Origin of the sequence: Cupriavidus sp. L7L (assembly GCF_004353535.1) — a bacterium.
Classification (GTDB): Bacteria; Pseudomonadota; Gammaproteobacteria; order Burkholderiales; family Burkholderiaceae; genus Cupriavidus; species Cupriavidus oxalaticus_A.
The window spans coordinates 41,511-67,987 of the sequence record NZ_SMNY01000005.1 but is presented as its reverse complement, the minus strand read 5'-3'; the positions used below and the strand labels follow the sequence as shown (position 1 = coordinate 67,987).

At 61.0% G+C, this 26,477-nt stretch carries 19 protein-coding genes and 1 pseudogene; 12 read left to right on the top strand and 8 right to left on the bottom strand.

Annotated elements, in window-relative coordinates; genetic code table 11:
• Positions 1-92: 92 nt before the first annotated feature.
• Positions 93-1,934, bottom strand: a complete 1,842-nt coding sequence (locus tag E1J61_RS05655; RefSeq protein WP_165971432.1) for an alpha/beta hydrolase — start codon at positions 1,932-1,934, stop codon at positions 93-95.
• Positions 1,935-2,677: 743 nt separating this feature from the next.
• Here E1J61_RS05655 and E1J61_RS05650 point away from each other — a divergent pair.
• Positions 2,678-3,118 (top strand): universal stress protein, encoded by a 441-nt coding sequence (locus tag E1J61_RS05650; protein WP_133093152.1) that lies wholly within the window; start codon positions 2,678-2,680, stop codon positions 3,116-3,118.
• A 322-nt stretch (positions 3,119-3,440) separates the two neighbouring features.
• Positions 3,441-6,185, top strand: coding sequence for a cation-transporting P-type ATPase (locus tag E1J61_RS05645; RefSeq protein ID WP_133093151.1), 2,745 nt, complete (start codon positions 3,441-3,443; stop codon positions 6,183-6,185).
• A 75-nt stretch (positions 6,186-6,260) separates the two neighbouring features.
• Here E1J61_RS05645 and E1J61_RS05640 read toward each other — a convergent pair whose 3' ends face one another.
• Positions 6,261-6,959, bottom strand: coding sequence for a TrkA family potassium uptake protein (locus E1J61_RS05640; RefSeq protein WP_133093150.1), 699 nt, complete (start codon positions 6,957-6,959; stop codon positions 6,261-6,263).
• The gene (locus tag E1J61_RS05635; RefSeq protein ID WP_243736796.1) at positions 6,949-8,199 is read right to left on the bottom strand and encodes a TrkH family potassium uptake protein; all 1,251 of its coding nucleotides are present in this window, start codon (positions 8,197-8,199) and stop codon (positions 6,949-6,951) included. Before E1J61_RS05635 ends, E1J61_RS05640 begins: the two co-directional genes overlap by 11 nt.
• 434 nt (positions 8,200-8,633) lie before the next feature.
• Here E1J61_RS05635 and E1J61_RS05630 point away from each other — a divergent pair, with 434 nt between their 5' ends.
• The 4 genes and pseudogenes from E1J61_RS05630 to E1J61_RS05615 all read left to right on the top strand — a co-directional run bounded on the left by E1J61_RS05630 (position 8,634) and on the right by E1J61_RS05615 (position 11,951).
• Positions 8,634-10,226 (top strand): aspartate:alanine exchanger family transporter, encoded by a 1,593-nt coding sequence (locus tag E1J61_RS05630; RefSeq protein ID WP_133093148.1) that lies wholly within the window; start codon positions 8,634-8,636, stop codon positions 10,224-10,226.
• A 50-nt stretch (positions 10,227-10,276) separates the two neighbouring features.
• Positions 10,277-11,272: a 2-hydroxyacid dehydrogenase gene (locus E1J61_RS05625; protein WP_133093147.1), complete on the top strand. Its 996-nt coding sequence runs from the start codon at positions 10,277-10,279 to the stop codon at positions 11,270-11,272.
• A 59-nt stretch (positions 11,273-11,331) separates the two neighbouring features.
• Positions 11,332-11,479 (top strand): annotated as a pseudogene (locus tag E1J61_RS05620) (IS110 family transposase); the annotation flags it as partial.
• A 181-nt stretch (positions 11,480-11,660) separates the two neighbouring features.
• On the top strand, positions 11,661-11,951 hold the full coding sequence (locus tag E1J61_RS05615) for an excalibur calcium-binding domain-containing protein (RefSeq protein WP_133093146.1): 291 nt from the start codon (positions 11,661-11,663) through the stop codon (positions 11,949-11,951).
• Positions 11,952-12,472: 521 nt separating this feature from the next.
• Here the strand turns inward: E1J61_RS05615 and E1J61_RS05610 are convergent.
• The 4 genes from E1J61_RS05610 to E1J61_RS05595 all read right to left on the bottom strand — a co-directional run bounded on the left by E1J61_RS05610 (position 12,473) and on the right by E1J61_RS05595 (position 17,570).
• Positions 12,473-13,495: a LacI family DNA-binding transcriptional regulator gene (locus E1J61_RS05610; RefSeq protein ID WP_133093145.1), complete on the bottom strand. Its 1,023-nt coding sequence runs from the start codon at positions 13,493-13,495 to the stop codon at positions 12,473-12,475.
• A gap of 175 nt (positions 13,496-13,670) precedes the next feature.
• A complete protein-coding gene (locus tag E1J61_RS05605) occupies positions 13,671-14,654 on the bottom strand; it encodes a tripartite tricarboxylate transporter substrate binding protein (protein WP_133093144.1) in 984 nt (327 codons plus the stop codon).
• A 62-nt stretch (positions 14,655-14,716) separates the two neighbouring features.
• Positions 14,717-15,940, bottom strand: a complete 1,224-nt coding sequence (locus E1J61_RS05600) for a CaiB/BaiF CoA-transferase family protein (RefSeq protein WP_133093143.1) — start codon at positions 15,938-15,940, stop codon at positions 14,717-14,719.
• Positions 15,941-15,968: 28 nt separating this feature from the next.
• Positions 15,969-17,570: an FAD-binding oxidoreductase gene (locus E1J61_RS05595; protein WP_133093142.1), complete on the bottom strand. Its 1,602-nt coding sequence runs from the start codon at positions 17,568-17,570 to the stop codon at positions 15,969-15,971.
• Between the two features lie 398 nt (positions 17,571-17,968).
• Here E1J61_RS05595 and E1J61_RS37335 point away from each other — a divergent pair, with 398 nt between their 5' ends.
• The 6 genes from E1J61_RS37335 (at position 17,969) to E1J61_RS05570 (ending at position 25,054) form a co-directional block, all read left to right on the top strand.
• Positions 17,969-18,133: a hypothetical protein gene (locus E1J61_RS37335; RefSeq protein WP_165971431.1), complete on the top strand. Its 165-nt coding sequence runs from the start codon at positions 17,969-17,971 to the stop codon at positions 18,131-18,133.
• Positions 18,134-18,486: 353 nt separating this feature from the next.
• Positions 18,487-19,626: a hypothetical protein gene (locus tag E1J61_RS05590; protein WP_243736794.1), complete on the top strand. Its 1,140-nt coding sequence runs from the start codon at positions 18,487-18,489 to the stop codon at positions 19,624-19,626.
• 301 nt (positions 19,627-19,927) lie between these two features.
• Positions 19,928-20,935: a LacI family DNA-binding transcriptional regulator gene (locus E1J61_RS05585; protein WP_133093140.1), complete on the top strand. Its 1,008-nt coding sequence runs from the start codon at positions 19,928-19,930 to the stop codon at positions 20,933-20,935.
• A 104-nt stretch (positions 20,936-21,039) separates the two neighbouring features.
• Positions 21,040-22,374: an FAD-dependent oxidoreductase gene (locus E1J61_RS05580; protein ID WP_133093139.1), complete on the top strand. Its 1,335-nt coding sequence runs from the start codon at positions 21,040-21,042 to the stop codon at positions 22,372-22,374.
• On the top strand, positions 22,371-24,056 hold the full coding sequence (locus tag E1J61_RS05575) for a dihydroxy-acid dehydratase (protein ID WP_133093138.1): 1,686 nt from the start codon (positions 22,371-22,373) through the stop codon (positions 24,054-24,056). The genes E1J61_RS05580 and E1J61_RS05575 overlap by 4 nt, the downstream gene beginning before the upstream one ends.
• Positions 24,057-24,079: 23 nt before the next feature.
• Positions 24,080-25,054: a tripartite tricarboxylate transporter substrate binding protein gene (locus E1J61_RS05570; protein WP_133093137.1), complete on the top strand. Its 975-nt coding sequence runs from the start codon at positions 24,080-24,082 to the stop codon at positions 25,052-25,054.
• A 389-nt stretch (positions 25,055-25,443) separates the two neighbouring features.
• On the opposite strand, the gene E1J61_RS05565 is transcribed toward E1J61_RS05570, so the two are convergent.
• The gene (locus E1J61_RS05565; protein ID WP_243736793.1) at positions 25,444-26,442 is read right to left on the bottom strand and encodes a tripartite tricarboxylate transporter substrate binding protein; all 999 of its coding nucleotides are present in this window, start codon (positions 26,440-26,442) and stop codon (positions 25,444-25,446) included.
• Positions 26,443-26,477: the final 35 nt, after the last annotated feature.

Below are 26,477 nucleotides of genomic sequence, written 5' to 3'. Positions count from 1 at the left end.
GATCACCATACTCACGGCATTCCTCCCTTACAGCAGTAATTGTTGCGCTCAGAGGGCCGTTTTCCTTGTGCTCACAATCGGAGATGCGCAGTTCAACGTTGATGAACATACGTCCCAGGGGCATCAGCCAGAATCGGTAAGCCGCGCCCAGGCGCCCCCATTGCCGGTGGCGGGACGCGCTGGCGCGACGACCGGGCTTCCAGCCACTCGACCCATGCCGGCCACCAGGAGCCTTCGCGGAGTTCGGCACGCTCGAGCCACCGGTCTGCGTGAAGGCACGGGTCTTCCGCCTTCTTGTGCGCGAGCCAGTAGCGCCGTCCCGGATGCCCGGGTTCGCTGACGATACCGGCGTTGTGACCGCCGCTGGTCAACACAAACGTGACGTCGGTGTCACTCAAGTAGTGGATCTTGTAGACCGACGGCCATGGCGCGATGTGATCCCATTCTGTGCCGACCGCGAAAATCGGCGCCCGGATGTTCTGGATTGCAACCGGATGTTCGTCTACCACATACCTGCCGGCGGCAAGGTCGCCGTTTAGGAAGAGCGACCTCAGATACTCCGAATGCATGCGGTAGGGAAGGCGGGTCGCGTCCGCGTTCCAGGCAATGAGGGCGTTCATCGGGGGCGGCTCACCCATTAGGTAATGGCGAAGCATGCGCGACCAGATGAGGTCGTTCGAGCGCAGTAGCTGGAAGGCCCCCGCCATATGGAAGGCCGGAAGGTATCCCCGTTGCCACATCAGGCCCTCCAGTGACTCGACCTGGCTGTGATCGATGAAAAGTTCGAGTTCTCCCGGCTCGCTGAAATCGGTCTGGGCGGCGAGCAGTGTCACAGAGGCGAGCCGCTCGTCCTCCACGTGCGCCATGGCCGCCGCGGCAATCGACAACAGCGTGCCCCCGAGGCAGTAGCCGATTGCATGGATCTTGCTTTTCGGCACGATGGGGCCAATGGCCCCGAGTGCCGCCATGACGCCGAGGCGGCGATAGTCATCCAAGCCGAGATTGCGATCAACGGCGGTGACGTTGCGCCAGGAGATGCAGAAAACCGTGAACCCTTTGCCAACGAGGTAGCGGATCAGCGAGTTTTCCGGCGACAGATCAAGAATGTAGAACTTCATGATCCAGGCCGGAACGATCAGTAGTGGCTCCGCGTAGACACTCTCGGTCGACGGCGTGTACTGGATGAGTTCGATCAGGTGGTTCCGGTAGACGACCTTGCCCGGCGTGATCGCGACGTCTTCGCCAACACGGAAGTTCTCGGTCCCGGCGGGTGGCTCGCTGTTCAGGTTCCGACTGAGGTCCTCAATGAAACACTGGATTCCGTCGACGAAGCTCCGCCCCCCGGTCTGCAGAGACCGATTAATCACTTCCGGATTGGTAAAGATGCAATTCGACGGGGAAAAGACATCCAGCACTTGCCGCGTGGAGAACGAGACGACATTCTCGTGGTGCGGCGAGACCCCGGGCACATCATGTGTGGCGGTGTGCCACCATTGCTGCGTAAGGAGAAATGCTTGATACCAGAGCACGAATGGCAGTTCTTGCCAGGCTTCGGCACGAAACCGCGTGTCGCCCGGAAGTGGCTCGATGCAGTTGGATGTCTTATTCTCAGTCAGTGCCCGGCGGACGGCATATGCTGCCAATCGGCCCAACTTCTTCCACGCCTTGTTGACAAGCTCCGCTTGTTTTCCCGGAGAACGGGAAAGATGAACCAGCCAATCGGAATAGGCAAGCCACAACGCAGTTGGTGAGATGCCGCCCGTCGCATTCGCTGCCATGGCGGCAGCAACCCGGTCGATGGCGCGAAACAGCTCGAACCCACCCGGCTCGTCGAGATGCGTGGCAAGCGAGTTCAGAGCCGCCGGCCTCGAATCGGATCCCTGAGGGCGGCTGAGTTCCGGGCCCGTCCTCCCCACTGCCTGTGCATTCTTCATCGGGCACCTCCCAACAAAGGTATGAGTGCAGCTTAGGAACAACGCATGGTGTCTGGAAAGGACTGTTTCGCGAATCCAGCGCCCACCAGCATTCTTGCTGGGGATCAAGGGCGATGCGGGTACGTAAGCTAATGTAGTTAAAAACGATCGGCCAGCACCCTCGCCCGACGGAGGGAATCTATGGATATAGGCAGGCAGCGCCCACATCAAGCCCTGTTCACCCCGCCCGCCCTATGGAGCGGATGGATTCACTCGACGGGTTCGGGCGACGTTTATGTCTCCGACTGGGTGAATGCCAGGGACATTCAACGGACAGCGGGAGATTTGCATCTGGACGATGTTGTGCTGACATTGCAGCATTTCATGGTGGGGCTTAAGCCTGCGGAACTGGACGTGCTTGCAGTCTGCCAGGCGACTGTACCAGCCCTTGTCGCGGCGGCGCGCCTGGTTGGGGCAGGCTATCCTGAGCCGCGCTCATTGGTGTTGCTAGGCGGCCCCATTGATCCATGCTGTAATCCGACCCCCGCTGATCCGCATGGCTGGAAGCCTGCCTCCAAGCTGGCTCGACGCACTGGGGACGCATATCGTGCCCTCGGGGTACCGGGGCGCGGATCGGCGAGTCTATCCGGCCGTCCACGACTGGCTGCTAAACACCCCAAATCAGCCTTGGCCCGGGCGCAGTGCATGCCCGCTGCCGGCACGATTTCTTACGCAAGTTGTTTCCGGATGAACAGGAGGGTGTGATGACCGTAGTTGTACTCCCGACCGATGGTTCATCTTTCAGCGCTGCAGCGGCACGGAGGCTGCTTCTCCCCGGCCTTTTCGAGCGGCCCCTGGCGGTGCATATGGTTCACGCATCGCCGGAAATTGTGGGAAGGCCGCAGGCTTACTTCTCGAAGGAGCAGATCGACCAATGGGCCGACGAGGCAGCGGAGGAAGCCTTCGCTGCCATGCGTCCGCTACTCCAATCGGCAGATGTCATCGTGACAGAGCATCGCCGCACGGGTGAACCTGCCGAAGTCATTGTGGAACTCGCCCGCGCCTGTGGGGCAGATGCAATCGTGATGGGTACCCATGGCCGAGGTGCATTCCTGGCAGCGGTATTGGGCTCGGTCGCCTCACGCGTAGTGGCGACAGCAACGGTTCCGATCTTGCTGGTGCCGAAGAAAGTCGAAAGCTCTTAAGAATGCCGACTTGAGTCTTCGAGACCCCCGCAGTCATTCGTGTCGAAGGATGACGGCAAGAGTTTGATGCCGGGCGCTCGTCCGCCGCTCCATTGTGGTCGGGCGGACCGAAATGTCGTTCAAACGGTCGGCCAGGAGCCAGCGATGAAATGATCCCACTTCACTTCGAGGCAATGCGTGGGGCGCCGCGCCTGCCATGAAAACTAGCGGCAAGCGACACGCGCGTCGCACTCGATGCCATCCAGGTCGATTGTATGCTTTGAGCTAAACGCGTTTTCGTAGATGAAGGTGGCCACTCGAAAAAGAAGCAAAAAGGACTGTCATGAGAAAGTCAAATGCGGAAGGGGTTCAGGTTTCCTGGCATAGCATTTCCATAGCGACCGCCCTCAACAAACTGGAGACATCCACCACAGGCTTAAGTCAAAGCGAAGCGCAGGCGCGACTGAAGGATTTCGGGGTCAACCGCTTGCCAGAAACATCGCGTCGCAGCGCATCTGCTCGCTTCCTGCTCCAATTTCATAATGTCCTGATCTATGTACTGATTGGCTCTGCTGCGATAACGGCTTTCTTGGGGCACTGGATTGATACCGGAGTGATTTTGGCGGTTGTCATTGCGAACGCCGCGATCGGCTTCATTCAGGAAGGCAAGGCGGAAAAAGCCATGGATGCTATTCGCCATATGCTGGCACCGAGAGCGAATGTGATTCGCGGAGGCGAGCGCGTCAGCGTTGAAGGTGATAACCTCGTCCCCGGCGACATCGTGCTGATAGAAGCGGGCGACAAAGTCGCTGCCGATCTGCGTCTTATCACCGCGCACGTTCTGTTAGCGCAGGAGGCGATTCTCACCGGAGAATCCGTGCCTGTTGTAAAGCGAAGTGAGGCTGTCCTGGCCGATGCGCCACTTGGGGATCGCGCTTGCATGGCGTTTTCCGGCACCCTGATCGTCAGCGGCCAGGGCAAAGGCGTTGTCGTAGCGACCGGAGCTCGAACCGAAATCGGGCATATCAGTAGCCTCCTTTCCGAGGTTGAAACCCTCACCACCCCCTTGGTCAAGCAGATGGGTGCCTTTGCAAAATGGCTGACTATTTGCATTCTGCTGATTGCTGCATTGCTGATTACATATGGTTATTTCGTAGGTCATCACGAATTCAGCGAAGTGTTCATGGCGGTAGTAGGATTGGCGGTGGCTGCAATCCCGGAGGGTCTACCCGCAGTGCTGACCATCACGCTCGCTGTTGGGGTGCAAGCGATGGCCCGGTGCAATGCCATCGTGCGTCGCTTGCCTGCCATTGAGACGCTTGGCTCAGTATCTGTCATATGCACTGATAAGACCGGTACGTTGACCCGGAATGAGATGATGGTGGCTTCCGTACTGACCCATCAACATCGCTTTGCGCTGGACGGCGATGGCTATTCCCCAGAAGGCGAACTCAGGCTTGAAGAAGTGCGGGTGTCCCCGCTTGAGCATCGGGTGCTTGAGGAACTCGCCCGTGCTGCCGTGCTGTGTAACGACGCGGCACTCCATCAGAAAGATGGCATTTGGCATGTGGAGGGCGACCCGATGGAGGGGGCGTTGCTGGCCTTTTCCGGAAAAATGGACGTAGATGCGCGTAACCAGCAAGGGGCGTGGGCGCGAACCGACGCGATCCCCTTCGATGCAAAACACCGATTCATGGCAACACTCAACCATGATCACGATCGCCACGCCTTCGTATTTGTCAAAGGTGCGCCCGAGAGGATACTGGCTATGTGCCAGAACCAGCGCGGACCGGACGGAACAATCGAGCCACTCGACGCCGATTACTGGAATGAAAACGCAGAGCTCATTGCGACGCAAGGGCAGCGCGTACTGGCCTTTGCTTTGCGGTCAGTAGCCCCGACGCAAACCGTGCTGGAACATGCCGATGTAGAAGGCAAGCTGACCATGCTCGGCATGGTGGGAATGATGGATCCACCGCGCGCCGAAGCCGTTACCGCGGTCTCGGAATGCCATGCAGCAGGTATCCGCGTCAAGATGATCACGGGAGACCATGCCAAAACCGCCGCCGCGATCGGTAAGCAGATCGGGCTGCAAAACCCGCATACCGTGCTGACAGGGGTTGATTTGGGCGCGATGGACGATGCCGCGCTGCGGCAAGTGGCGTTGAGTTGCGACATCTTTGCCCGCACCAGTCCGGAGGACAAGTTGCGGCTGGTGATGGCGCTGCAATCCCATGACATGACAGTAGCCATGACCGGCGATGGCGTAAACGATGCGCCCGCTTTGAAACGAGCCGATGCGGGGATCGCCATGGGGAAGAAAGGTTCGGAGGTCGCCAAGGAATCTGCCGAATTGGTATTGGCGGACGACAATTTTGCCTCCATCGTCGCCGCTGTACGCGAAGGCCGTACCGTATACGACAACATCAAGAAGGTTATTAGTTGGACCTTGCCTACCAATGCCGGTGAAGCCATGACGATTGTGGTAGCGCTGCTTTTCGGCTTGACGCTACCCATCACGCCCGTCCAGATACTCTGGATCAATCTGATCACGGCCATCACGCTGGGCATTGCATTGGCTTTTGAGCCGACGGAAGAAGCTACCATGCTCCGCGCGCCTCGATCGCGCGCGGAGCCTCTGTTGAGTGGTGTACTGGTATGGCATATCGTGCTGGTTTCTGTGCTGTTCCTTTGCGGTGTCTACGGTGTTTTCTCATACGCGTTGGACCAAGGCCACTCCTTGGAACTGGCACGTACGCTGGCCGTGAATACGCTAGTCGTGATGGAGATTTTCCACTTGTTCTTCATCCGCAATTTCTACAGCACGTCTTTAACATGGAAAGCCGTGCGCGGCACAAAGGTGGTATGGGCCGTGGTTGCTGCCATCACGGCGGCACAATTTGCCATTACCTACATGCCTGCGTTGCAAGACGTGTTCGCCACTGAATCTGTGCCGTTTTGGGACGGCGTGCTGGTGATCGGCATAGGCATCGCACTATTCGCTATAGTGGAAACAGAGAAACAGATTCGACTTCACCTACGGCCGGTCAACCTGCATGGGACGGGTCAGGCAAGGGGCGTGGATTGAACCATGACCCGTCTCCGAATTCGGCCTTCTTCTACCCGCTTACGGTCGAAGCCGTAGTCTGGCACCCATGCGCAGCTATCGCTTTTCTGCGCTGCCCGCGAAGTGTTCGATTTTTTTTGTCGGTCCCGAGACGACCAGCAAGTCTCCCGGCTGGATCAGGGTGGTGGCTGTCGCGTGCTCAAACTCTTCGTTGGCACGCTTGATGCCAACCACCGTGACGCCGAAATGCTCACGTACCCTGGACACCAACAGCGTCTTGTTGTGGGTTGACGCCGGCGCATGGATCCTGGCGATGGCAAAGCCATCGTCGAATTCGATGAAATCGATCATTCGGCCGGTGATCAGATGCGCAACTCGCGCCCCCATGTCCGCTTCCGGATAGACGACGTGGTGCGCGCCGATGCGTTGCGCGATCTGGCCATGTTCAGCGGTAAACGCCTTGACCCAGATATCCTTGATCTCAAGCTCGGTCAGCGTCATCAAGGTCATCAGGCTGGAAGACATGTCTGTGCCAATCCCGACAATGGCGTGTGAGAAATCGGCCACGCCGAGCTGGCGCATCACGTTCACATCGGTGGAGTCGGCCTGGACGGCGCAGGTCAACGCATTCGACCAGCGCTGCACAAGCTCGGCATCCTTGTCTATGCCCATGACATCGTGGCCCAGGCGGATGAGCGATTGCGCCACCGAGCTGCCAAAGCGGCCAAGCCCGATCACGACGACGCTGTCGCCCGCAGAGAAGGCGAACTGCTCGGTAAACAATCTAGCCAACAATTGGGTGCTCCTCCGGGTAGCGGTATGGTGTGCGATGTTCGCCCAGCGCCAGGGATACCGCGAGCGTAATGGTGCCGACCCGGCCGGCGTACATGAGCGCTATCAGCGTAAGCTGGCCGGAAGCGGGAAGGTCGGCCGTGATACCAGTCGACAAGCCAACTGTACCGAAAGCTGAAATGACTTCGAAGATGACTTGATCGGTCGGCAACTCGGTAACGAACAGGATGGTCAGCGTTCCCAGCGTAATCAAGGCGCTTCCCAACGCCAGCACGGTGATCGCCTGCCGCTGCGCCGAGCCGCTGACGCGCCGCCCGAATGCCTCGCTGTCGACGCGCCCGCGGATCTCGGCAATCACCAACAAGGCCAGGATGGCGACGGTGCCGACTTTGACGCCGCCGGCAGTACTGGCACTGCCTCCGCCGACGAACATCAGGAAGAAATGCAGCGCCAGGCTTTCATGAGTCAGCGCGCCGATGTCGATCGAGTTGAATCCGGCAGTACGGGCGGAGACAGAGGCAAACGCTGCGGACAGCAGCTTCCCGGCAGGCGGCATCGCGCCGAGCGTTTTTGGGTTATTCCATTCGAACAATAGCAGGCCAAGAATGCCCGTGGCCAGCAGCACCGCCGTAACCGACAAGGTGAGCTTGCTATGCAGGGACCATCGACGCGGATCGGATGCCTTGTTCCGCAAGTCGTGCAGCACAGGAAACCCGATGCCGCCTACGACGATCGCCGCCATCACCGGTCCCAGCATCCACAGGTCGGCCGCATAGCGCGTCAGGCTGTCTGCGTGGGTCGAGAAGCCAGCGTTGTTGAAGGCTGAGATCGAATGAAACAAGCCATTCCATGCTGCCTCGGGCCAGGGAAGGGCGTACGTGAGATGCAGCCTCGAGGCTAGCCACATCGCGATGACCATCTCGAAGCTCAACGTCACCACCAGCACCAGCCTGGCCACGCCGGCGATGTCGCCCAGCCCGATCGCATGGGTTTCGACCTGGGCAATCAGCTTGGTCCGCAATCGCAGCGAGCGATTGACCATCAGGCCAAGCAGCGTGGACGCGGTCATCATGCCAAAGCCGCCAAGCTGGAATAGCACCATGATGACCGCCTGGCCGAAGCCGGACCAGTAAGTTCCTGTATCCACGACCACCAGGCCAGTCACGCAGACGGCCGAGACTGCGGTGAAGAATGCGGTCAGCCAGGGCGCGCTCCCGCCATCGACTCGGGACCAGGGCAACATCAGGAGCACGCTGCCTGCCACGATGGCCAGCAGGAAACCCAGGGCAACGGTCCGGGTTGGATGCAGAGATGGTCTCATTCCGGAATTGTGGCCTGAAATGTGTCACAAATCCACGTTTCCAAACGGACCGCCCCGCGTCCGAGCGGGCCTACCCCTCCGTCAGCCTGCGGCGGGACGCGCGAGCAAGTTTGATAGCCCCGCTGCCGCGCCGCTTCAATTCTTGAATTCGTGCGGCGCATCGTATATTTTCGAGGGGCATTCCAGTGGTTGCTGCCGCGCCGGCCGGTGCCTGTCACGATGATCGGATTCATACAAGCCACCACTCGATAACGCATGCCCGGAACAAGGGCTGTCAACCCCGTCCGCGCAGTGCGCCCGTGACCCTGCGCGGATGCTTATCGCTGCCCGCTCCTGCCCATCAGAAAAGAGCTGCCATGGATGCAGTCCGGACATTGCTCGAAACCCAACCGCTGCTCACGCTGTTCCTCACGGTTGCACTGGGCTATGTCTTCGGCGAGATCAATATCAAGGGCGTGTCGCTCGGTTCGGGCGCGGTGCTGTTCGTGGGGCTGGCGATCGGCGGGTTCGCGCCGAAGTCTGCGCCGCCTGCCATCCTTGGCACCCTAGGGCTGCTGCTCTTTCTCTATGGCATTGGGATCCAGTACGGGGAGCAGTTTTTTAAGGGTCTGACCAGCCCCGATGGCATCAAGGCCAACGCCGCTGCGGTCCTTGGCGTGGTTGGCTCCGGACTGGTCGCGGTTGCGTTGGTGCCGCTGGTCGGCGTGAAGCTAGACGAGTCGCTAGGCATGTTCGCCGGCGCGGGCACCAGCACGGCAAGCTTGCAGGCCGCGATGGCGGCAATGAAGAGCGACGGCGCCGCGGTGGGCTACAGCGTCGCATACCCGGTCGGCGTGGCAGGGCCGATCCTGTTTCTGTATGCCCTCACCGCGCTGCTCAAGCCAAATATCGTGCGGCCGCCGCCAAAGCTGATCGAGACCGCCGAGATTGTGCTGTCAAACGCGGCGTTTATCGGCGCGCGGCTGTCGGAGCTCGTAGCCTGCCTGCCGGACGGGGTGGCGATTGCCGCCGTGCGTCGCGCCCACCATAACCAGCCGTCCGCCGACGACATGGTCCTGCAGGCCAACGACGTGCTGCTCGCGACCGCCACCGACCCGGCCGTGCTGCGTGAAGCCACCTCGCTGTGCGGGGAACTGCAGCCGGGCCGCATGACGAGCCATCGCGAAGACCTGGACTATATGCGCGTGTTCGCCTCAAGCCGGCTCGTGGTCGGGCACAGGCTGCGCGATATCCGTTTTCCCGAAGGCATGGTCTGCTCGATCGCCCACGTGCGGCGCGGCGATGCCGACCTGATGCCCAGCGACGACCTCATCCTCGAGTTCGGTGACCGTGTCGGCCTGCTGGTCAATCGCGCCCACATGAAGCCGATTCGCGTGCTGTTCGGCGACTCCATCAAGGGCACCGCCGAGCTGAGCTTTATCTCGATCGGCATCGGCGCTGCCCTCGGGCTGCTGGTCGGGCTGATCCCGGTGCCGATTCCCGGCGTCGGCACGCTGGCGCTGGGGCTCGCCGCGCTGCTGCTGGTCGCCCTTGTGCTCGGCCAGGTGCGCCGTTTCGGGCCGTTCGTCTGGACCATGCCGCTGTCGGCCAACCTGGTCCTGCGCAACTTCGGGCTGACCATCTTCCTCGCCCAGGTGGGCATTGCATCCGGGCCGAAGTTCTTCGCCACCATCGGCGTGACCGGGGTTTCCTTCCTGATCTATGGCGTGGTGATCCTGCTCGCCCTGCTGCTGATCACTGCGATCTTCTGCCTCTGGGTCTTCAGGCTGCCGTTCGACCTGGCGGTGGGCGTGATCTGCGGTGCGACCGGCAATCCCGCCATCCTTGCCTTTGCCAACCGCGTCGCGCCCACCGACCGGCCCGACCTCGGCTACTCGATGATCTTCCCGTCTATGACCATCGTGAAAATCCTGTTCGTACAGGTCGCCGCCACACTGGCTGGCGGATAGTGGCGCAACCTGGGCGAAGCGCGCCATGCGATTCGCCGCGGAGACACATCATGGAAATCGCCGTCTTCAGCGCAAAGTCCTACGATCGTCAACATCTCGACGCCGCGAATGCGGCGCAAGGCCATCGGCTCAAATACTTCGAAGTCCCCCTGGACAGTGAAACGGTGGGCCTCGCCGCCGGCCACGGCGCCGTCTGCATCTTCGTCAATGACCGGGCCGATGCGACTGTGCTGGAAGCGCTCGCGCGCGGCGGCACCAAGCTGGTCGCGCTGCGCTGCACCGGGTTCAACAACGTCGACCTGAAAGCCGCGCAGGCGCTCGGCATCAAGGTAGTGCGCGTGGTCGACTACTCGCCAAATTCGGTCGCCGAGCATGCGGTGGCGCTGCTGTTGGCGGTCAACCGCAAGATCCACCGGGCCTACAACCGCACGCGGGATTTCAATTTCTCGCTCGAAGGCCTGATGGGCTTCGACCTGTACGGCAAGACCGTGGCCGTGATCGGCACCGGCAAGATCGGGCGCGTGTTTGCGAAAATCATGGTCGGCTTCGGCTGCAACGTAATCGGCTACGACAAGTACCCATCGCCGGAGTTCGAGGCCCTTGGCGGCCGCTACGCGGACGAGGGAGAAATCGGCGCCAGCGCGGACTGCATCTCGCTGCACTGCCCGCTCACGCCCGAGACCCATCACATCATCAACGCCGAAACGCTGGCGCGCGCCAAGCGCGGCGCCCTGCTGATCAACACCAGCCGCGGCGGGCTGATCGACACGGAAGCAGTCATCGAAGCGCTCAGGAGCGGGCAACTCGGCGGGCTGGCGATCGACGTGTACGAGCAAGAGGCGGAGCTGTTCTTCCGCGACCTGTCCGGCACCATCGTCGACGACGCCGTCATGCAGCAGCTAATCACGTTTCCTAACGTGATCGTGACCGGGCACCAAGCCTTCCTCACGCGCGAGGCCGTGACGACCATTTGCGAAACAACCTTGCGCAGCGTGACGGAGTTCGAAAGCGGCAAGCCGCTCACGAACGAAGTCGGCCCCAGTTGAACACGGCTGTCGGCCTCATGTCGCGCCCCGCTAGTGGCTTAAACCGCCCCCGAAAAGCCCGCCGCCCAATCCACGATCACGCCGACGCGGCGGCCATCTGCGAGGCGGTGACGCGGCCGAGCATGCGCTTTGTGCCGGTCAAGGACGAGCACCAGCAAGCAACCCTGAGCTTGCATCGAACCCGACAGGGATTCGTAGAAGAGCGTCCGCGTGAAGGCGAGCGCAGCAAGCGCCTGATGCAGCTGCGTGGGGTCGGGCCGACTAAGGCTATGGGCTGTCAATTGCACATCAGTTCCTCCTGGAACCTTATCCGGGTAGGGCGGCAGATCGACTACGATGTTGTTGTGGCATGCTTGCAGTTGGATAAAAAAGCAGGGTTGGGGTCAACATGTACAAGAGCTTGCTGCTAGTCGCGGCCGCCGCGGCCGTTTTCATCTACTACAAGACTCACGCGCCGCTGGACAATGTGGGAGTCGCCGCCGAGCCACAGTCGATCGCGGTTTCGATTATTGCCCCAACGCCGGAACCAGTCTTCCGCTGCGAGGGCAAACAGCACTGTAGCCAGATGTCTTCCTGCGCGGAAGCCCGCTTCTACCTAAAGAACTGCCCAGCGGTAAAAATGGACGGCGATAGTGACGGTATTCCATGTGAGACGCCGCCTCTCCAGTGCACGTTTTGACATGCTAATGAGGTAGTTCGTGCGCTGCCATTTTCTACGAAGACGGGGGGGGCAGGGGCCGGTTTGCGCAGCCCCGATCCGGCCCCACTATGCAGGGGTGCTGGCAACTTGCGCCAGCGCTTAGCATCGCCCTCAAACAAGAAGAAGAGGGTCACAAGTGAAAGCAATCCTAGGGCTGGCATTCCTTTTCAATCAATGCGGGATCAAGATGCCGGCCACAGTTTTGCCTAGGTGCACAAACTGGAGCACCGCCCGACCGATCGGATGTTGAATTTTCTGCTATCGGACGGCGGGGATACCGTACGATCTGCGAGCTCGGCTTTGGTGACCGCGGTGGTCCACCTGGGCGGAAGCCGTGCCTGCCCACGATTCCGGCATGCCTGCCGCGCGGCAAATGGAGGCCCAGACGCCTTGCGCCGTGACGCCGGCGGAGGGGCGCTCTCGCGGTCACGGCTGGCGGAAGTCCGCACGGCGTGCGCCCCCTACAATTTGGAGCGCTGTTTTTCCGCGCCCGCACGGGACTAAGGCGCCGCTACGATTTTCACCGCAGCAGTACTTTCCCGAACGATCAGCTCCGGCTCGAATTCGTCCTGCAGATCTTCCCGCCGTGCCGCGCCTTCAATCTGCGCAATAATGTTCCTCGCGGTCAGTTCGCCGATACGCACGGGATTCGACCGCATGGTTGTCAGGGTAGGCGTGATAAGTTCTGCGACCTGCCAGTCCCCGAAACCGGTCACGGAGATATCGTCCGGAATGGACCGGCCCAGAGCGCGGCACTCGGCGATGGCGGCGACCGCGATGAAGTCGTTTATGCAGATCAGTGCGGTAGGCCGATGTGGACTGGTCAGACAGGCGCGCGCTGCGGCGCGGGCCGGCTCGACCTCATAGGGCGTGGGCAGGACCAGTTCCTCGCGCAGTGCGATGCTATGTTCGCTGAGCACGTCCTTGACCCCCTCCAGCCGCTGGACCGACAGATGCTGAGTGTTCAGCGGCCCCGGGAGGACGGCGAATTCGCGGTGCCCAAGGCCTACCAGATAGGCGGTCAGCCGCCGCATCGCGAGCCGGTTGTCGTAGCCAACCGTCGGATGGCTGCCTTCGCGATCCGTTGCCCACATCAGCACATAGGGGACATTGTGCTTATGGATAAGGGAGAAGACGTCGGGGTGATGCTGCGAGCCGATGATGGCGATGCCGTCCACGCGCCGCTCCAGCATTTCCCGCGCACAGCGCAACTCGATTTCGCTGTTGTCGCGATGGCACGTCAGAAGAACGGTATAGCCGAGCGCTTCGAGCTGCTTCTCCAGGGTGTCCACGGCTCTTGCGTACAGTTCGTTCATCAGCGTCGGCACAATGATGCCGATGGACATGGTCCGTCCCGAACGCAGGATCCGGGCAGCGGCAAAAGGCACGTAGTCGAGGCTGGCAATCGCTTCCTGCACGCGCTTCAGAGTCTCAGGCCGCAGCAGTTCAGGTGCCGACAACGCGCGCGATACGGTGGCAGAAGACACGCCGGCAAGGAGAGCGACCTGTTTCACGTTGACCATATTCGGCATGCCTCGAAAGCGAAGGGAAGAGTAAGGTTGGAGTGAAGGATGAGCCCATCCAAGGGTGCCCTGGCGGCCCAGCCTGACGCCGCATTGTATCGTCGGGCGGCAAGTCCGCTGGTGAGGAACGCCACGCAAGCGCCGGTCGAGGCAATGCGACCGGCGCTTGCCGCGGCTAGTCGAGCCGCACCTTCGCAGAGTCCGCAACCTTCTTCCATTTGGCGAGTTCGGCGCGAAGGAAGGCGTCAAACGACTCCGGCGTGCCGCCGACGATCTCGGCGCCCTGAGCCAGCAGCTTCTCCCGGATGTCCTGATATTGCAGCGCCTTGTTGAACTCAGCATTCATCTTGGTGATGATGGCCGCCGGGGTGCCCGTCGGCACCATGAAGCCGCCCCAGGATACGGCCTCATAGCCGTTAATGCCCAGTGCTTCGTCTACCGTGGGAACATCCGGCAAGGACGGGAGGCGCTTCTTGCTGGTGACCGCAAGCGCGCGTAGCTTGCCGCTTTTGACCTGCGGCATGCCGGCCAGGGCCGTCGGCAGCGCGACATGGATCTGCCCGCCCAGCACGTCGGTGAAGGAGGGTGCGTCGCCCTTGTAAGGGACATGCGCCATCTTGACGCCCGCCATGGTATTGAGCAGCTCGCCCGCGAGGTGGTTGCTCGCCCCGTTGCCTGCCGAGCCGAAGGTGATCTCGCCAGGCTTATCCTTGGCCATGGCGATCAGTTGCCTCAGATCCTTGATGGGGGAGTTCGCCGCCGTGACAATGACCAGCGGAACGCTAGTCGCCAGGATCACGGGCGCGAAATCCTTGACCGAGTCATAAGGCAATTTCGAATAGACCGCAGGATTGATTGCATTCGGACCAAGGTTGGCCATCAGCACCGTATATCCGTCCGCGGCCGATTTCGCCACGAGTTCGTTGGCAATGATGCCGTTGGCCCCCGGCCGATTCTCGATGACGACCGATTCTCCCCAGGCCTGGCTAAGCTTTGTGCTCAGCAGCCTGGCGGTGACATCCGAAGCGCCGCCGGGCGGATAGGGCAGGACCACGCGGACCGGCTGGACGGGCCAGTCCTTGGCCGCCGCGTGCTGCCACGCGGAGATCGCTGCCAGGCAAAGCAGGGCGGCGGACGCTTGTCGTAGATATCGATGCATGATGGGGTCTCCTGTCTCCTGATGCGATCCTGCTTCGGGACCGCGCTTGTGCTACCTGCGGTTCAAATCGTTCCTCCCTTGCGCAATCCCGAGATCCGGTCCGCGGACCAGCCGAGGTCGCGGCTCAGGATGTCGTCCGTATGCTCGCCGAGCACTGGCGGGGCACGCCGATACTCGACAGTGGAGCGGGAGAACTTGATTGGGTTGGCGATCTGCGGCGCGATCGCTCCGCTTCCATGGGGAAGCGAGAACACCATGCCGCGCGACCGCACTTGCGGATCCGACAAGGCCTGCGGAATCGTATGGATTGGTCCGCACGGCACGCCGGCGGCTTCCAGTCCGACCAGCCAGGTTGCCGTGTCGCGGCCACGGAATCGGTCCGCCAGCAAGAACACCAGGCTCTCGCGGTGCTTCAGGCGCGCGGCGTTGGTCGCGTAGCGCTCGTCGCGTGCCAGTTCGCCCTGGTCCAGTGCGCCGCACAGCGCGCCGAACTGCCGGTCGTTGCCGACGGCAACGATCAGCGCGCCATCGCTGGTCGCGAACGATTGGTAGGGCGCGAGGTTCGGATGGGCGTTACCCCAACGTCGTGGCTCGGAACCCGCTACCAGGTAGTTGGAAGCCTGGTTCGCAAGCCACGCGACCTGCGTGTCGAGCAGGCTCATGTCGATGTACTGGCCGCGCGCGCTCTCGACCCGTTCGAACAAGGCGCTGACGATGGCCACCGATGCGTACATCCCTGTCATCAGGTCCGAGATAGGTACGCCGCATTTCTGCGGCCCTCCGCCGGGGAGGTCGTCGCACTCGCCGGTGATGCTCATGAGCCCGCCCATGGCCTGTACAACGAAGTCGTAGCCGGCCCGGTGACTGTAGGGCCCGGTCTGCCCGAAGCCGGTGATCGAACAGTACACCAGGCGTGGATTGAGCTCCGCCAGCGTGTCGTAGTCCAGGCCATAGCGCCGCATGTCGCCGCATTTATAGTTCTCGACGAAGACGTCGGCCGTCTTCGCCAGTTCGCGAAGCACGGCCTGTCCCTCCTCGCTGCTGACGTCCACGGTGATCGAGCGCTTGCCACGATTGGCGCAAAGAAAATAGGCCGACTCAGCCGTCAGGGTGCCGTCTTCCCGGGCAAGGAAGGGCGGCCCCCAGGCGCGCGTATCGTCCCCGCTGCCGGGCCGCTCCACCTTGATCACGTCGGCACCGAGGTCCGACAGCAACTGGGTGCTCCACGGTCCCGCAAGGATGCGGCTCAGGTCGAGCACCCGGATGCCTTCCAAAGGTCCTGCCATGGTCTTGCCTCCTGTGAATGCCCGAGCTTCAGCTCGGGTCGAACAGCACGCCGGGATTCAGGATCTGCTTCGGGTCGAACGCTTTCTTTGCCGCCTTCAGCGCGGTGCAGAACAGCTCGGGCCGCTCCTTGTCATACCAGGGACGATGGTCCCGTCCGAGCGCGTGGTGGTGGGTGACGGTGCCGCCGGCGTCCACCATGGCCTGTTCCGCCACCCGCTTGATTGCCATGTACTGCTCGGGAATGCGGGCCTTGTCCCCATAGGCAAACCAGGTGAAGTAAGGCGCAGGGCCGTCCGGATACAGGTGGGTGAAGCGGCAGGTCACGGAGCCCGGGCGGCCCGTCACTTCGTGGATGATGCGATGAGTCTCGGCCTTGACGTGCTGGTGAAGTGCGGCGAAGCGGTCCCACGTGACGGCTGTTTCCATGGTCTCGCGCATGACGCCGCGTGCAATGGCGTACTCGCGCAGATAAGGTCCGCGCAAAAACTTGTTGCGCCAGCTTGCCGTGGCCGAATCGGCACCTTCCTCCTTGGTTGCCGCAGCGGTATCCCACTCGCCGGCGCATGCTGCGCAGATCTCCAGCGCGCGCGCCATCCACGCATCGACCGGGTGATCCGCCGACTCGAAGCCCAGCACGAGGATGTCATAGGTGCCGTCGCTTGAGCCGGTGTAGGCTGCCTCCTCCCGCTCGACCAACCGCGCGTTCGCGGGGTTCAGGCCCGACTGGGACAGCAGCCGCGTCGCCTCCACGGCCTTCGCATAATCGCGGAAGCGCACCGTGGTCTGCTTGCGGAAGATTGGGCGGCGGTGCAGCTTGACCCAGGCCTCGGTAATGATGCCAAGCGCGCCCTCCGAGCCCAGAAACAGCCGGTCGGGATTGGGGCCCGAGCCCGATACTGGAAAGCGGCGCGACTCGATATTGCCCGCGGGGGTCACGACCTTTAGGCTTTCGATGTGGTCGTCGATCTGCGTGTATGCAGTGGCGAAATGCCCGGCAGCGCGGGTCGCGATCCAGCCCCCCAGCGACGAGAACTCCCATGCCTGCAGGAAAAAGCGCATGGTCAGCCCGGTCGGCTTGAGCTGGCGTTCCAGGCTCGGCCCGAGCACCCCGGCCTGGATGCGCGCGGCTTGCGAGGTCTGGTCGACTTCCAGCACCTTGTCGAAGTGTTTGAGGTCGAGCGTGAGGACGCCACGGTACCGGTCGTGCTCCGGGGGGTTCACCCCGCCGACCACGCTGGAGCCGCCGCCGTAGGGAACGACGGCGAGCTGTTGGCGGCCGCACCAGTCGAAGAGATCGACGATCTCCTGTTCGGTCTTGGGATACGCGACGACGTCTGGCGGATTCGGGAACTCCTTCCGAATGGCCCGCGCCACGTCCACCGTACCGGCGCCATAGGTGTGATAAAGGCGGTCGTAGTGGTCGGTCGTGCAGATCTCGCGCAGCGTTGCCGGCGGCTGAACGCGCGGCGCGCGAAGCTCGATTTCGTCCGCAGTGGGAAAGGGCATGGCCTCGAAATGCTCGACACCTAGCAGGCGGCTCCACGCGGCCTCGAACTCCGAGATTTCCTCCGGCGTAACGGTGTCCCCTTCGTAGCCCCAGCCATAAAACTTCCGACGGCGTTCCTGCATGTCGATGTCTCCTTCGTGGTTTCCGTTAAATGTAATCGATTACATTCCAGTGAAAAAAATATTGCCAGGCCGCAGAGTGGATGGCAAAACTGGAAATGCAATCGATTACATCATCCTAGGTGAAGGGAGAACAATGTCAAGGACGAAAGGGTGATTTTCAGCAGAGGCGGGACGACGATGAGGGGTGGCCGGGATTCGAAAATATGTGAGGCGTCACATATTTGCGAATCCAGGGCGTCCCTCTTAGTTTGTGTGCCACAAACTGTGGCGTCGGAATCGGCCCCGCACGCTAGCGCGCCCCATGGATTTCCAACAATGAGTGCCGGCCGACGCCAGGCGACACCGCGCGCTGGCCGAGTTGATGAATGCCGGATCGATAGGCCTCACGCGAGGAGCGAATGAAAACTGCCGACGTCAAATTCCTGGTGCGAGAAGTACTGAACACCTTGCCCACACCATACACGGAACACGTTAACTACCGGGATGAGCTTGTAATGCTGGTGATGGAGGGGATGTCTCCGGAAAAGGCGTTCCAAATGGTTCTGAAGGCGCATATGCTGTGAGCGTTGGCGGGAAGGGAGGCAGCATTGGAAATCGATCCCCGAGCACATGCACTGACCCACCTCATTGAGTATCCACCCTCGTTTACCCTGCATGCCGGCAACGAGGCGATGCTAACCTTAGCGCTGGACGCGAGCGGGGTTACTGCGCCATATCGACTCAAAGCCCAACGGCAGCATGTGGGTGCGTGCGCCCCGCGTGCCGCGAATCACTCGTGGCTCGGCGGGGCGTGGTGCGGGCGCACTCGAGTGTTCGCATTGGTTAGCCATTGGGCGTCCATGAATCGTCACGCGACGTTCAGGTTGCGTAAGGCACGCACTGGCCGAGGGCTGGGGGAATAATGAGAACGAGGCTGGTGCTCTGGTTCGTCGCTGTAGCGATTCTATCGCCACGGTTGGCGCTTGCCACCGAATTCGGCAGTAAGGGCGGGCCGGAGCCCGCCAACATTGAGCAGATCGCAGCAAGGCTTCGCGAGGATCCCTATGATCTGGAGTTGCTGATCAGCTTTGGCACGTCCAAACGCGGATCGGCCGGCCATATCGCACTGGCGCTCCGTGACGATCTGGCTGGCGACGAGGTGGTGTATTCGGCCAACTTTTATGCGGACCGAGACATCAAGCACGCGAGCGGCTACTACAACGCCGATCTGATGATCGCCATACCCAAGCAGGAATATCTGTTCAAGACAATCTCCACGGTCGCCGAGACAGCATCGTTTGGGCTGGACTTCGGCGAAATCTACAAGCGCTCAGTCATCGGTGTGCGTGTCTACGGCGTGCCAGCGGCGGAAAGGGCGGCACTGGCAGCTTTTTTCCGGCGCATCAACGAAGACTATCACCAGCAGCGTAGTAACACCGAGTATCACCGAGGCCAAGTAAAGTACGACTACCTGCGCCTAAACTGCGCCAAGACCATCGGCGCCGCCTTCAGGTTTGGGGCTGGCTACCGCGACCTGGAGGTGACCAGCGCTAGAGTTCTTTCAGGACGGCGCGTGGTTGCGGCAGCCACCGCCAACGTCCCTACCGATATGGCGATGAAGCTCATCAAGGAGTGGGGCCGGCGCAAGTACAGCATGGACGTGGTGCTGTATAAAAAGTACCGGGGTTCGGCCTATGTCGACCCACAAGAGGAAGAGAAAGTGGCCTTCAAGGACTTGCCCGACCGCTTTCCCTCGGTCCTGTCGCTAGACTTCCGCCGCGACGCCGGGGCTTACCAAGACTATGACAACCTTCTGGCGATGTACCTCCTTTTCAACCTCGGCAGGTACAGCGTTCGTGTCAACGAACAGACGATGCTACTCGAAATCGAGAAATCGAAGGACCCCATGCCCTATCCCGAGGCGCTGAAGCTCGCGACCCGCGACGCCAGGGCCGACAGCGAAAACTACCGGCGCCAGGTCGAGTTCCGCCCGAGCGGCGAGAGGATCGGCGAGGCGCCGGACAACACGCACCTCTACCACTTCACCGATGATGCGGCTGGACGGACGGGGCGCTAGCTGGGGCTGGCCAGTTCCGGTGAATGCCCATCTTGTAAAGGAGTTCCTCGACGCGCAAGCGCTCCGTTCCAGATGCCCAATGAATAATTTCAATCACGAAAGTATTGGATTGTGACGAGGGACCCCGCGGACAGTCGACGGTCGTCTCTCGCAATACACTTTGCCGCGCCGCGCAGGACCATTCTGATCGGTTTATCAAAGTAGCCTGTGGGCCAGCGGCACTGTCGATATCGTGGCGGCCTCGAAGGGTTCGTTTAGAATCCGGGGCATTTACAGAAATGTGTGCAGTTCCTACCTCACCATGAGCAAGAGGCTTACCAGCATCGACATTGCCAACTTGGCAGGGGTTTCGCAAACGACCGTCTCCCGTGTGCTTCAGGATTTGCCATCGGTGAAGCCGGAGACCAAGGCGCGGGTCTTGAAGGTCATACAAGACCACGAGTATTCGCCCAGTGCGGCAGCTCGACAGATGAAGACGCGTCGCAGCGGGACGGTTGCGGTCGTCATCGCGAGCCTGTCTAACCCGTTGTACCCGATGCTGCTCCAACTGTTAGTTGAGCGGCTCGCTAGTCGGGGCTTCCGCACAACGGTCTGGGAGCTTGAAGGAAAGATGGACGAGGCAACGGTACGTGCGCTTGCCGAAAGCGCAACCGATGGCGTCATCTTTGCCGCCGCGCTGGATGAATCCAGGGAGATGCTGACCCGAGTCGCGGCCGAGAAGCCGATCATCCTGATCAATCGCTCTGTCGAAACAGACTTGTTCGACACGATCGTGAGCGACAACTATGCCGGCGGCCGGCGGGTTGCAAACTATTTCGTGTCCGCGGGCAGAAAGTGCATTGGATTGATCTCAGCCGCGTCCAGCAAGAGTTCCAAGGCAAGCACGATTCGCGAACGCGAGCGCGGCTTTATGGAAGGCCTTGGCGAATTGAGCCAGGGGAACGCATTTGTGCGGGCTGATGCCGCCGACTTTAGCTACGACAATGGCTTTCGAGCGATGCAGACACTGCTCGCAGAACGCCCTGATGTCGATGCAGTGTTTTGCACAAATGACATTGTTGCGATCGGTGTCCTGGATGCCGCCCGGCGCAGTGGCAAGCAAGTCCCGAACGACATTTGGATCGTCGGCTATGACGATATTCCCATGGCGCGGTGGGAGTGCATCAGCTTGAGCACTGTCCAGCAGCCCTTGCCAGCCATGGTTGAGCAGGTAGTAGACCGGCTCCAGCGTCGTATGACTTCGCCGGAATTGGCCCCGCACACGTTTGTGCTTCCTAATGACCTCGTATTGCGACGCACAACATCTTGAGCTTGGCAGTTTTGCGATTCTGTTTATAATGACTACGTAACCAGAACGGTGGAAAGCGTGATTCGGGTCGGCGACCCGGCATCACGCATTTTTTCGGGGACAAAATGACTACGTATTCATTGGGGGCGGTGTCCGAGCCAGCTCGGTCTACATCCGTGTTTCGCACTGCAGACGTCTGCGTCGTTGGAGGTGGCGCTGCTGGGGTGGCCGCCGCCATTGCCGCGTCGCGGACGGGTGCCAAGGTACTGCTTCTGGAGCGCGAAGGCTTTTTAGGTGGCACCCTGACGTCGGTGAGCTTGGGCAGCATCTGCGGCCTCTACGCGGTCACCGATACAGAGGTACAGCAGATTGTGGGCGGGTTCTGCAACGAAGTCATCGAGCGACTGCGGTCCCTTGACGGCCTCGGTGAAACGACTCGATGGCTCGAGACGGCTTCGTTGCCTTACGATCTGTTCGCCATGAAGGTCGCTCTCGATCAACTCGTCCAGGAAGCAAAGGTCGAGGTCTTGTTTCATGCAATGGTGGTTGGTGTCGCCATGAAAGAGCGCGAACTGGACGCCGTGCTGATCGAGACCAAGGAAGGGCGACTCGCCATCCGGGCAAAGTCGTTCGTGGACTGCTCTGGCGATGCCGACCTGGTGAACTTCGCTGGCGCGCCTTGCGAAATTTCGGAAGGCGATCTTCAGTTTCCTACCACCATGGTGCGGTTCGGCGGCGTAGACACCGACTCGCTGGCCCGCTTGAGCCGTCCGGCACTTCGCGAAAGGCTTGAGCGGGCTGTCGCCGACGGCTACGACCTTCCTCGCACCGCCGGCGGCGTATTTGCCGAACGGCCAGGGCTTGCGCATCTGAACATCACGAAAGTGGCGGTTGACGGTAAATCGCCCAACCCGTTCGACCTCAGTGTCATGTCACGGGCAGAGATTGCGGGGCGGGAACAAGTCTGCACATACCTGAAGGCATTCCGAAAGTACGTGCCGGGATTCGAGTCGGCCTTCGTCATGGATACGGGCGCGGTGATCGGCATCCGTGAAAGTCGGCGTACCGTCGGAAGCTACGTCCTTACTGACAAGGATGTTCTCGAAGGAGCGCGCTTCGACGATGCCATCGGGTGCTGTGCATGGCCAATGGAGGACCACGCTGCAGGTAGGGCGACCAAATGGATTTGGTTGCCGCCTGGCACGTACTTCCAGATTCCCCTGCGTTCGCTTCTGCTGGAAGGCTTCGACAACCTGATGGTGGCTGGCCGTTGTGCATCGGCCACTCATGGCGCGCAGGCCTCGATCAGAGTAACCGCGCAATGCTTCGCTATGGGCGAAGCGGCCGGGCTTACCGCTGCAACGGCAGCGGCACGCGGCATTAGCGTTCACCATGTTCCGGCGTCCGATATCCAGCAGGTACTGGAAAACAATGGTGCCTTCCTTGGAGCCTTGCAATGAATTCCCCGAAATACCGTAGCAATTTCGCCCCGGGTACGACCCGTTGGGCTCTGCGCAAGGCCCAATGGCAAGCCCTGGGACTGAGCGATGCCGACCTGGACAAGCCGAAGATTGCCGTGGTCAACACCTCGTCGGAGCTGTCGAGCTGCTTCAGTCACCTCGATGGCGTATCCGCCCACGTGAAGGCGGCGATCCGCGCAGCGGGGGGCGTACCCTTCGAGGTCCGCACCGCCGCCCCGAGCGACTTCATTACCAGCGCAGGCAAGCAGGGCCGCTACATCCTCCCGTCCCGCGACCTCATCGTGAACGACATCGAGGTGCAGGTCGAGGGCGCACAACTCGATGGCATGGTCTGCCTGGCTTCCTGCGACAAGACGACGCCCGGACAAATGATGGCCGCTGCGCGGCTAAACATTCCGACACTGGTGGTGATTTGCGGCTATCAGGCCAGTGGTCAGTACAAGGGCGAGCATGTGGACATCGAAGATGTCTTCGAGAAGGTCGGCATGCACGTGACTGGTCAACTCTCCTTCGAAGACCTGGACGGCATGTGCAAGCGCGCCGTGCGCAGCCCCGGTGTGTGCGCTGGTCTTGGGACGGCGAACTCCATGCACATCGTCTGCGAGGCATTGGGTCTGACGCTGCCGGGCGCCAGTCCGGTCCTGGCCAACTCTCCTGCGATGGTCGACCAGGCCCGGGCAGCCGGCGCACGCATTGTCGAGATGGTCAATGAAGGTCTGACGCCCCGCAGCATTCTGACGCCGGCGGCCTTCCGAAACGCCGTGCGCGTCGCATTGGCACTGTCGACGTCGATCAACGTGCTTCGTCACCTGCAAGGTGTTGCGGAGGAAGCCGGAACGGATGTGGATCTCTACGATCTCTTTGACCGGCTTGGCCGCGAGGTGCCGTTGCTTGCGACCGTCAAGCCCAACGGTCCGCACCGTACGGAGGAGCTTGAAGCGGCGGGTGGCACCCTTGCGACGATCAAACATCTGGCGTCCATGATCGAGCAGGAGTGCTTGACGGTCTCCGGCAAGACGTGGAAGGCAATTCTCGACGAATACGAGGCGCCATCGCCGTCGATCCTGCGCACGTTGGACAACCCCATCTCTACGAAGCCGTCGCTGGTCATCCTGAAAGGATCGCTTGCACCGGAGGGTAGCATTCTCAAGCTCGGCAATGCCGGCGAGAAGGCGGAAAGCTTCCGTGGCAAAGCGATGGTGTTTCACTCTCAGGAGGAAGCTATCGCGGCGTTGGCGGATGGACGTATCACGGAGGGGACCGTAGCGTGCCTGCGTGGTATGGGGCCGATTGGCGGTCCAGGCGTGGCTTTGGCGTCGTCATTCGTTGCTGCCGTCGAAGGCGCGGGCTTCAACGGCAAGGTCGCCGTCGTGACGGATGGCCAGCTATCTGGCTTGAACCGCGGTGTCGCGGTCGGTCAGGTGTGCCCTGAAGCCGCAGCCGGTGGCCCCTTGGCTCTTGTCAAGGATGGCGATGAGATCGAGATCGACATCCCGGGACGGCAGATCAACTTGCTTGTTGACGAGAAGGAGATGGCTTCGCGTCGGGTCGACGCAGCACCAATCCAGGGTGCTACGGAGCAAGGCTGGCTGAACATCTACAGCAAGACGGTGAAGCCGCTCGCCAGGGGCGCGGTACTGATTCCCATCCATCCTCGATAAACTAGAATTGAAGGAGACATATCATGAATGCACTCATCAAAACTGCGTGGCGTGCGGCCATCGCTGCTTCGGCCTTGGCGTCAGGCATCGCCATGGCAGCCTACCCGGATAAGCCTGTGCGCATTGTTGTGCCATACCCGCCGGGTGGCGCATCCGATACGACCGCGCGTGTGCTGAGCGAAAAGCTGAAGGAAGTCACCGGTGGCACGTTTGTGGTCGAGAACCGGCCCGGCGCAAACGGAAACATCGCGGCTGAGATGGTGGCCAAGTCGCCGGCAGATGGCTATACGCTTCTGATGGCGAACGTCGGCCCGAATGCCATCAGCCAGTCGATCTACCCGCACCTCGGCTACGACGTCAACAAGAGCTTCGCCCCAATCGGGCAAACCACCACGGTGCCGATCGTCCTGGTGGCCGGACCGAAGGTCAAAGCGGCGGATATCAAGGGGCTGGTGGCAGAAGTCAAGGCCAATCCGGGGAAGTACACATTTGCCTCGGCCGGCAATGGCTCCTCCAATCACCTGGTTGGCGAGATGTTCAACTCTGGGCTGAAGCTGGACATGATGCACGTGCCCTATAAGGGCGATGGCCCAGCCATGACCGATGTAATGGCCGGGCAGGTGTCCATGATGTTCACTACGGCCGTCGCTGCGCGTCCGTTCGTGACCGGAGGCAAGCTCAAGCTCATCGCAGTGGCAAGTAAGAAGCAAGTGCCGGCGTTCCCCAATGCACCAACAATCGATGAATCCGTGCTTAAGGGATTCGACGCCTCTTCCTGGGGCGGTCTTGTTGCACCCGCCGGAACTTCGCCAGAAATCATCAAGCAACTGAGTGCTGCACTGATGAAGGTGCTTGCCATGCCGGAAGTGAAGAGCCAGTTGGCGACGCTTGGTGCCGAAGTGGTGGCAACTAAGCCTGATGAGTTTGCACGCTATATCAAGAGCGAAGCCGACAAGTGGGGCGCTGTCGCGAAGTCGGCAAACGTGGTCGCTGAATAAGCCAGCCCGGATTGTGATCGGCCCTTGAGACCTCGTCTGGTCTCAAGGGCCGATCGCGTTTGTCCGGTCGCACTGTACGGGAATTCGGCAAGCAGAGCGGAAAGAGGAAACGGCAAGCAAAAGGCCCTGCAAACATAACCTGCAGGGCCTTTTTCTGGTTCACGACTGATTCCTGGCCGGTCAAGGGATCTCCGACGCCGCTTCGGGCAGGCTTGCGCAGAAAGTGATCTGGTCCGACAGCTTGCACGGCACTGCAACGGTTCGCTGCCAACGTCCGCCGACAGATCGGGAATAAACAAAAAGCCCGCCGGACGTACGGCGGGATATTGAAGAATGCTCGCGGATCAGAGCGTGTCCGCTACCGTGCGGACACTTTCTCGACGCAGCAGTTACTCCAATCGGACGTTCGCATCGCGGACCACGCTTCCCCATTTCTGGATCTCGGCTTCCACGAGTGTGGCGAATTTGGTCGGGGAGCTGCCCACAACCTCCACACCCTGTTCGCGGAATCGCTTCATGATTTCCGGATCGGCCAATGCCTTCGCGATTTCCTGGTTGAGTTTCTGGACGACCTCCTTTGGCGTGCCAGCGGGTGCCTGAATGCCGAACCAGACGTTTACCTCGTAGCCCGGCACCCCCGATTCAGCGACGGTCGGCACGTTTGGCAGCAGCGTGGATTGCTGCAGACCGGTGACGGCCACAGGCTTGAACTTGCCGGCTCGGATCTGGTTCATCACATTGGGCAAGTTGTCGAACAACACATCGATTTCACCGCCGAGCAGGGCGAGAACAGCCGGGCCACTGCCCTTATACGGGACGTGCGTCAGCTTGGTGCCGGTCATCTTCTCGAAGAGTTCCATCGACAGATGATTGGAGGAGCCGGATCCAGTGGAGCCGTAGTTCAGCTTGCCGGGATTCTTCTTGGCAAAATCGACGATGTCCTTGACGGTCGCAAGTCCAAGGTCGTTTCGCGCCACCAGCACGTTCTGGGTGCTGGCAGCCCAGATGACCGGAGAAAAATCCTTGGTCGCGTTGTAGGGAAGCTTCGTGCCGTACAACGCGGGAAGTGCGGCGAACGGCAGGGGCGTAATCAGCAACGTGTAGCCATCGGGCGCGGCTTTCGCAACCATCGAATTGCCGATCAATGTGTTGCCACCTGGCCGATTGTCAACGACCACCGGCTGCTTCCAGAGCTTGGTCAGCTTCTCGCCCACGGTGCGCGCGAGCGTGTCGTTGAAGCCGCCGGGGGTATATGGCACGACGATGCGAATGGGCTTGTCCGGGTACGCATCGCTCGCAGCGCCCATGGCGCCACCGAAGGCGGTCGCGCCGGCGGCGCCCGCCAGAGATGACAAAATCCATTTGCACGCGGTTCTTCTGCTAGGCATCTTTGTCTCCTTCACCATCTTTGTATGTGGTGGAT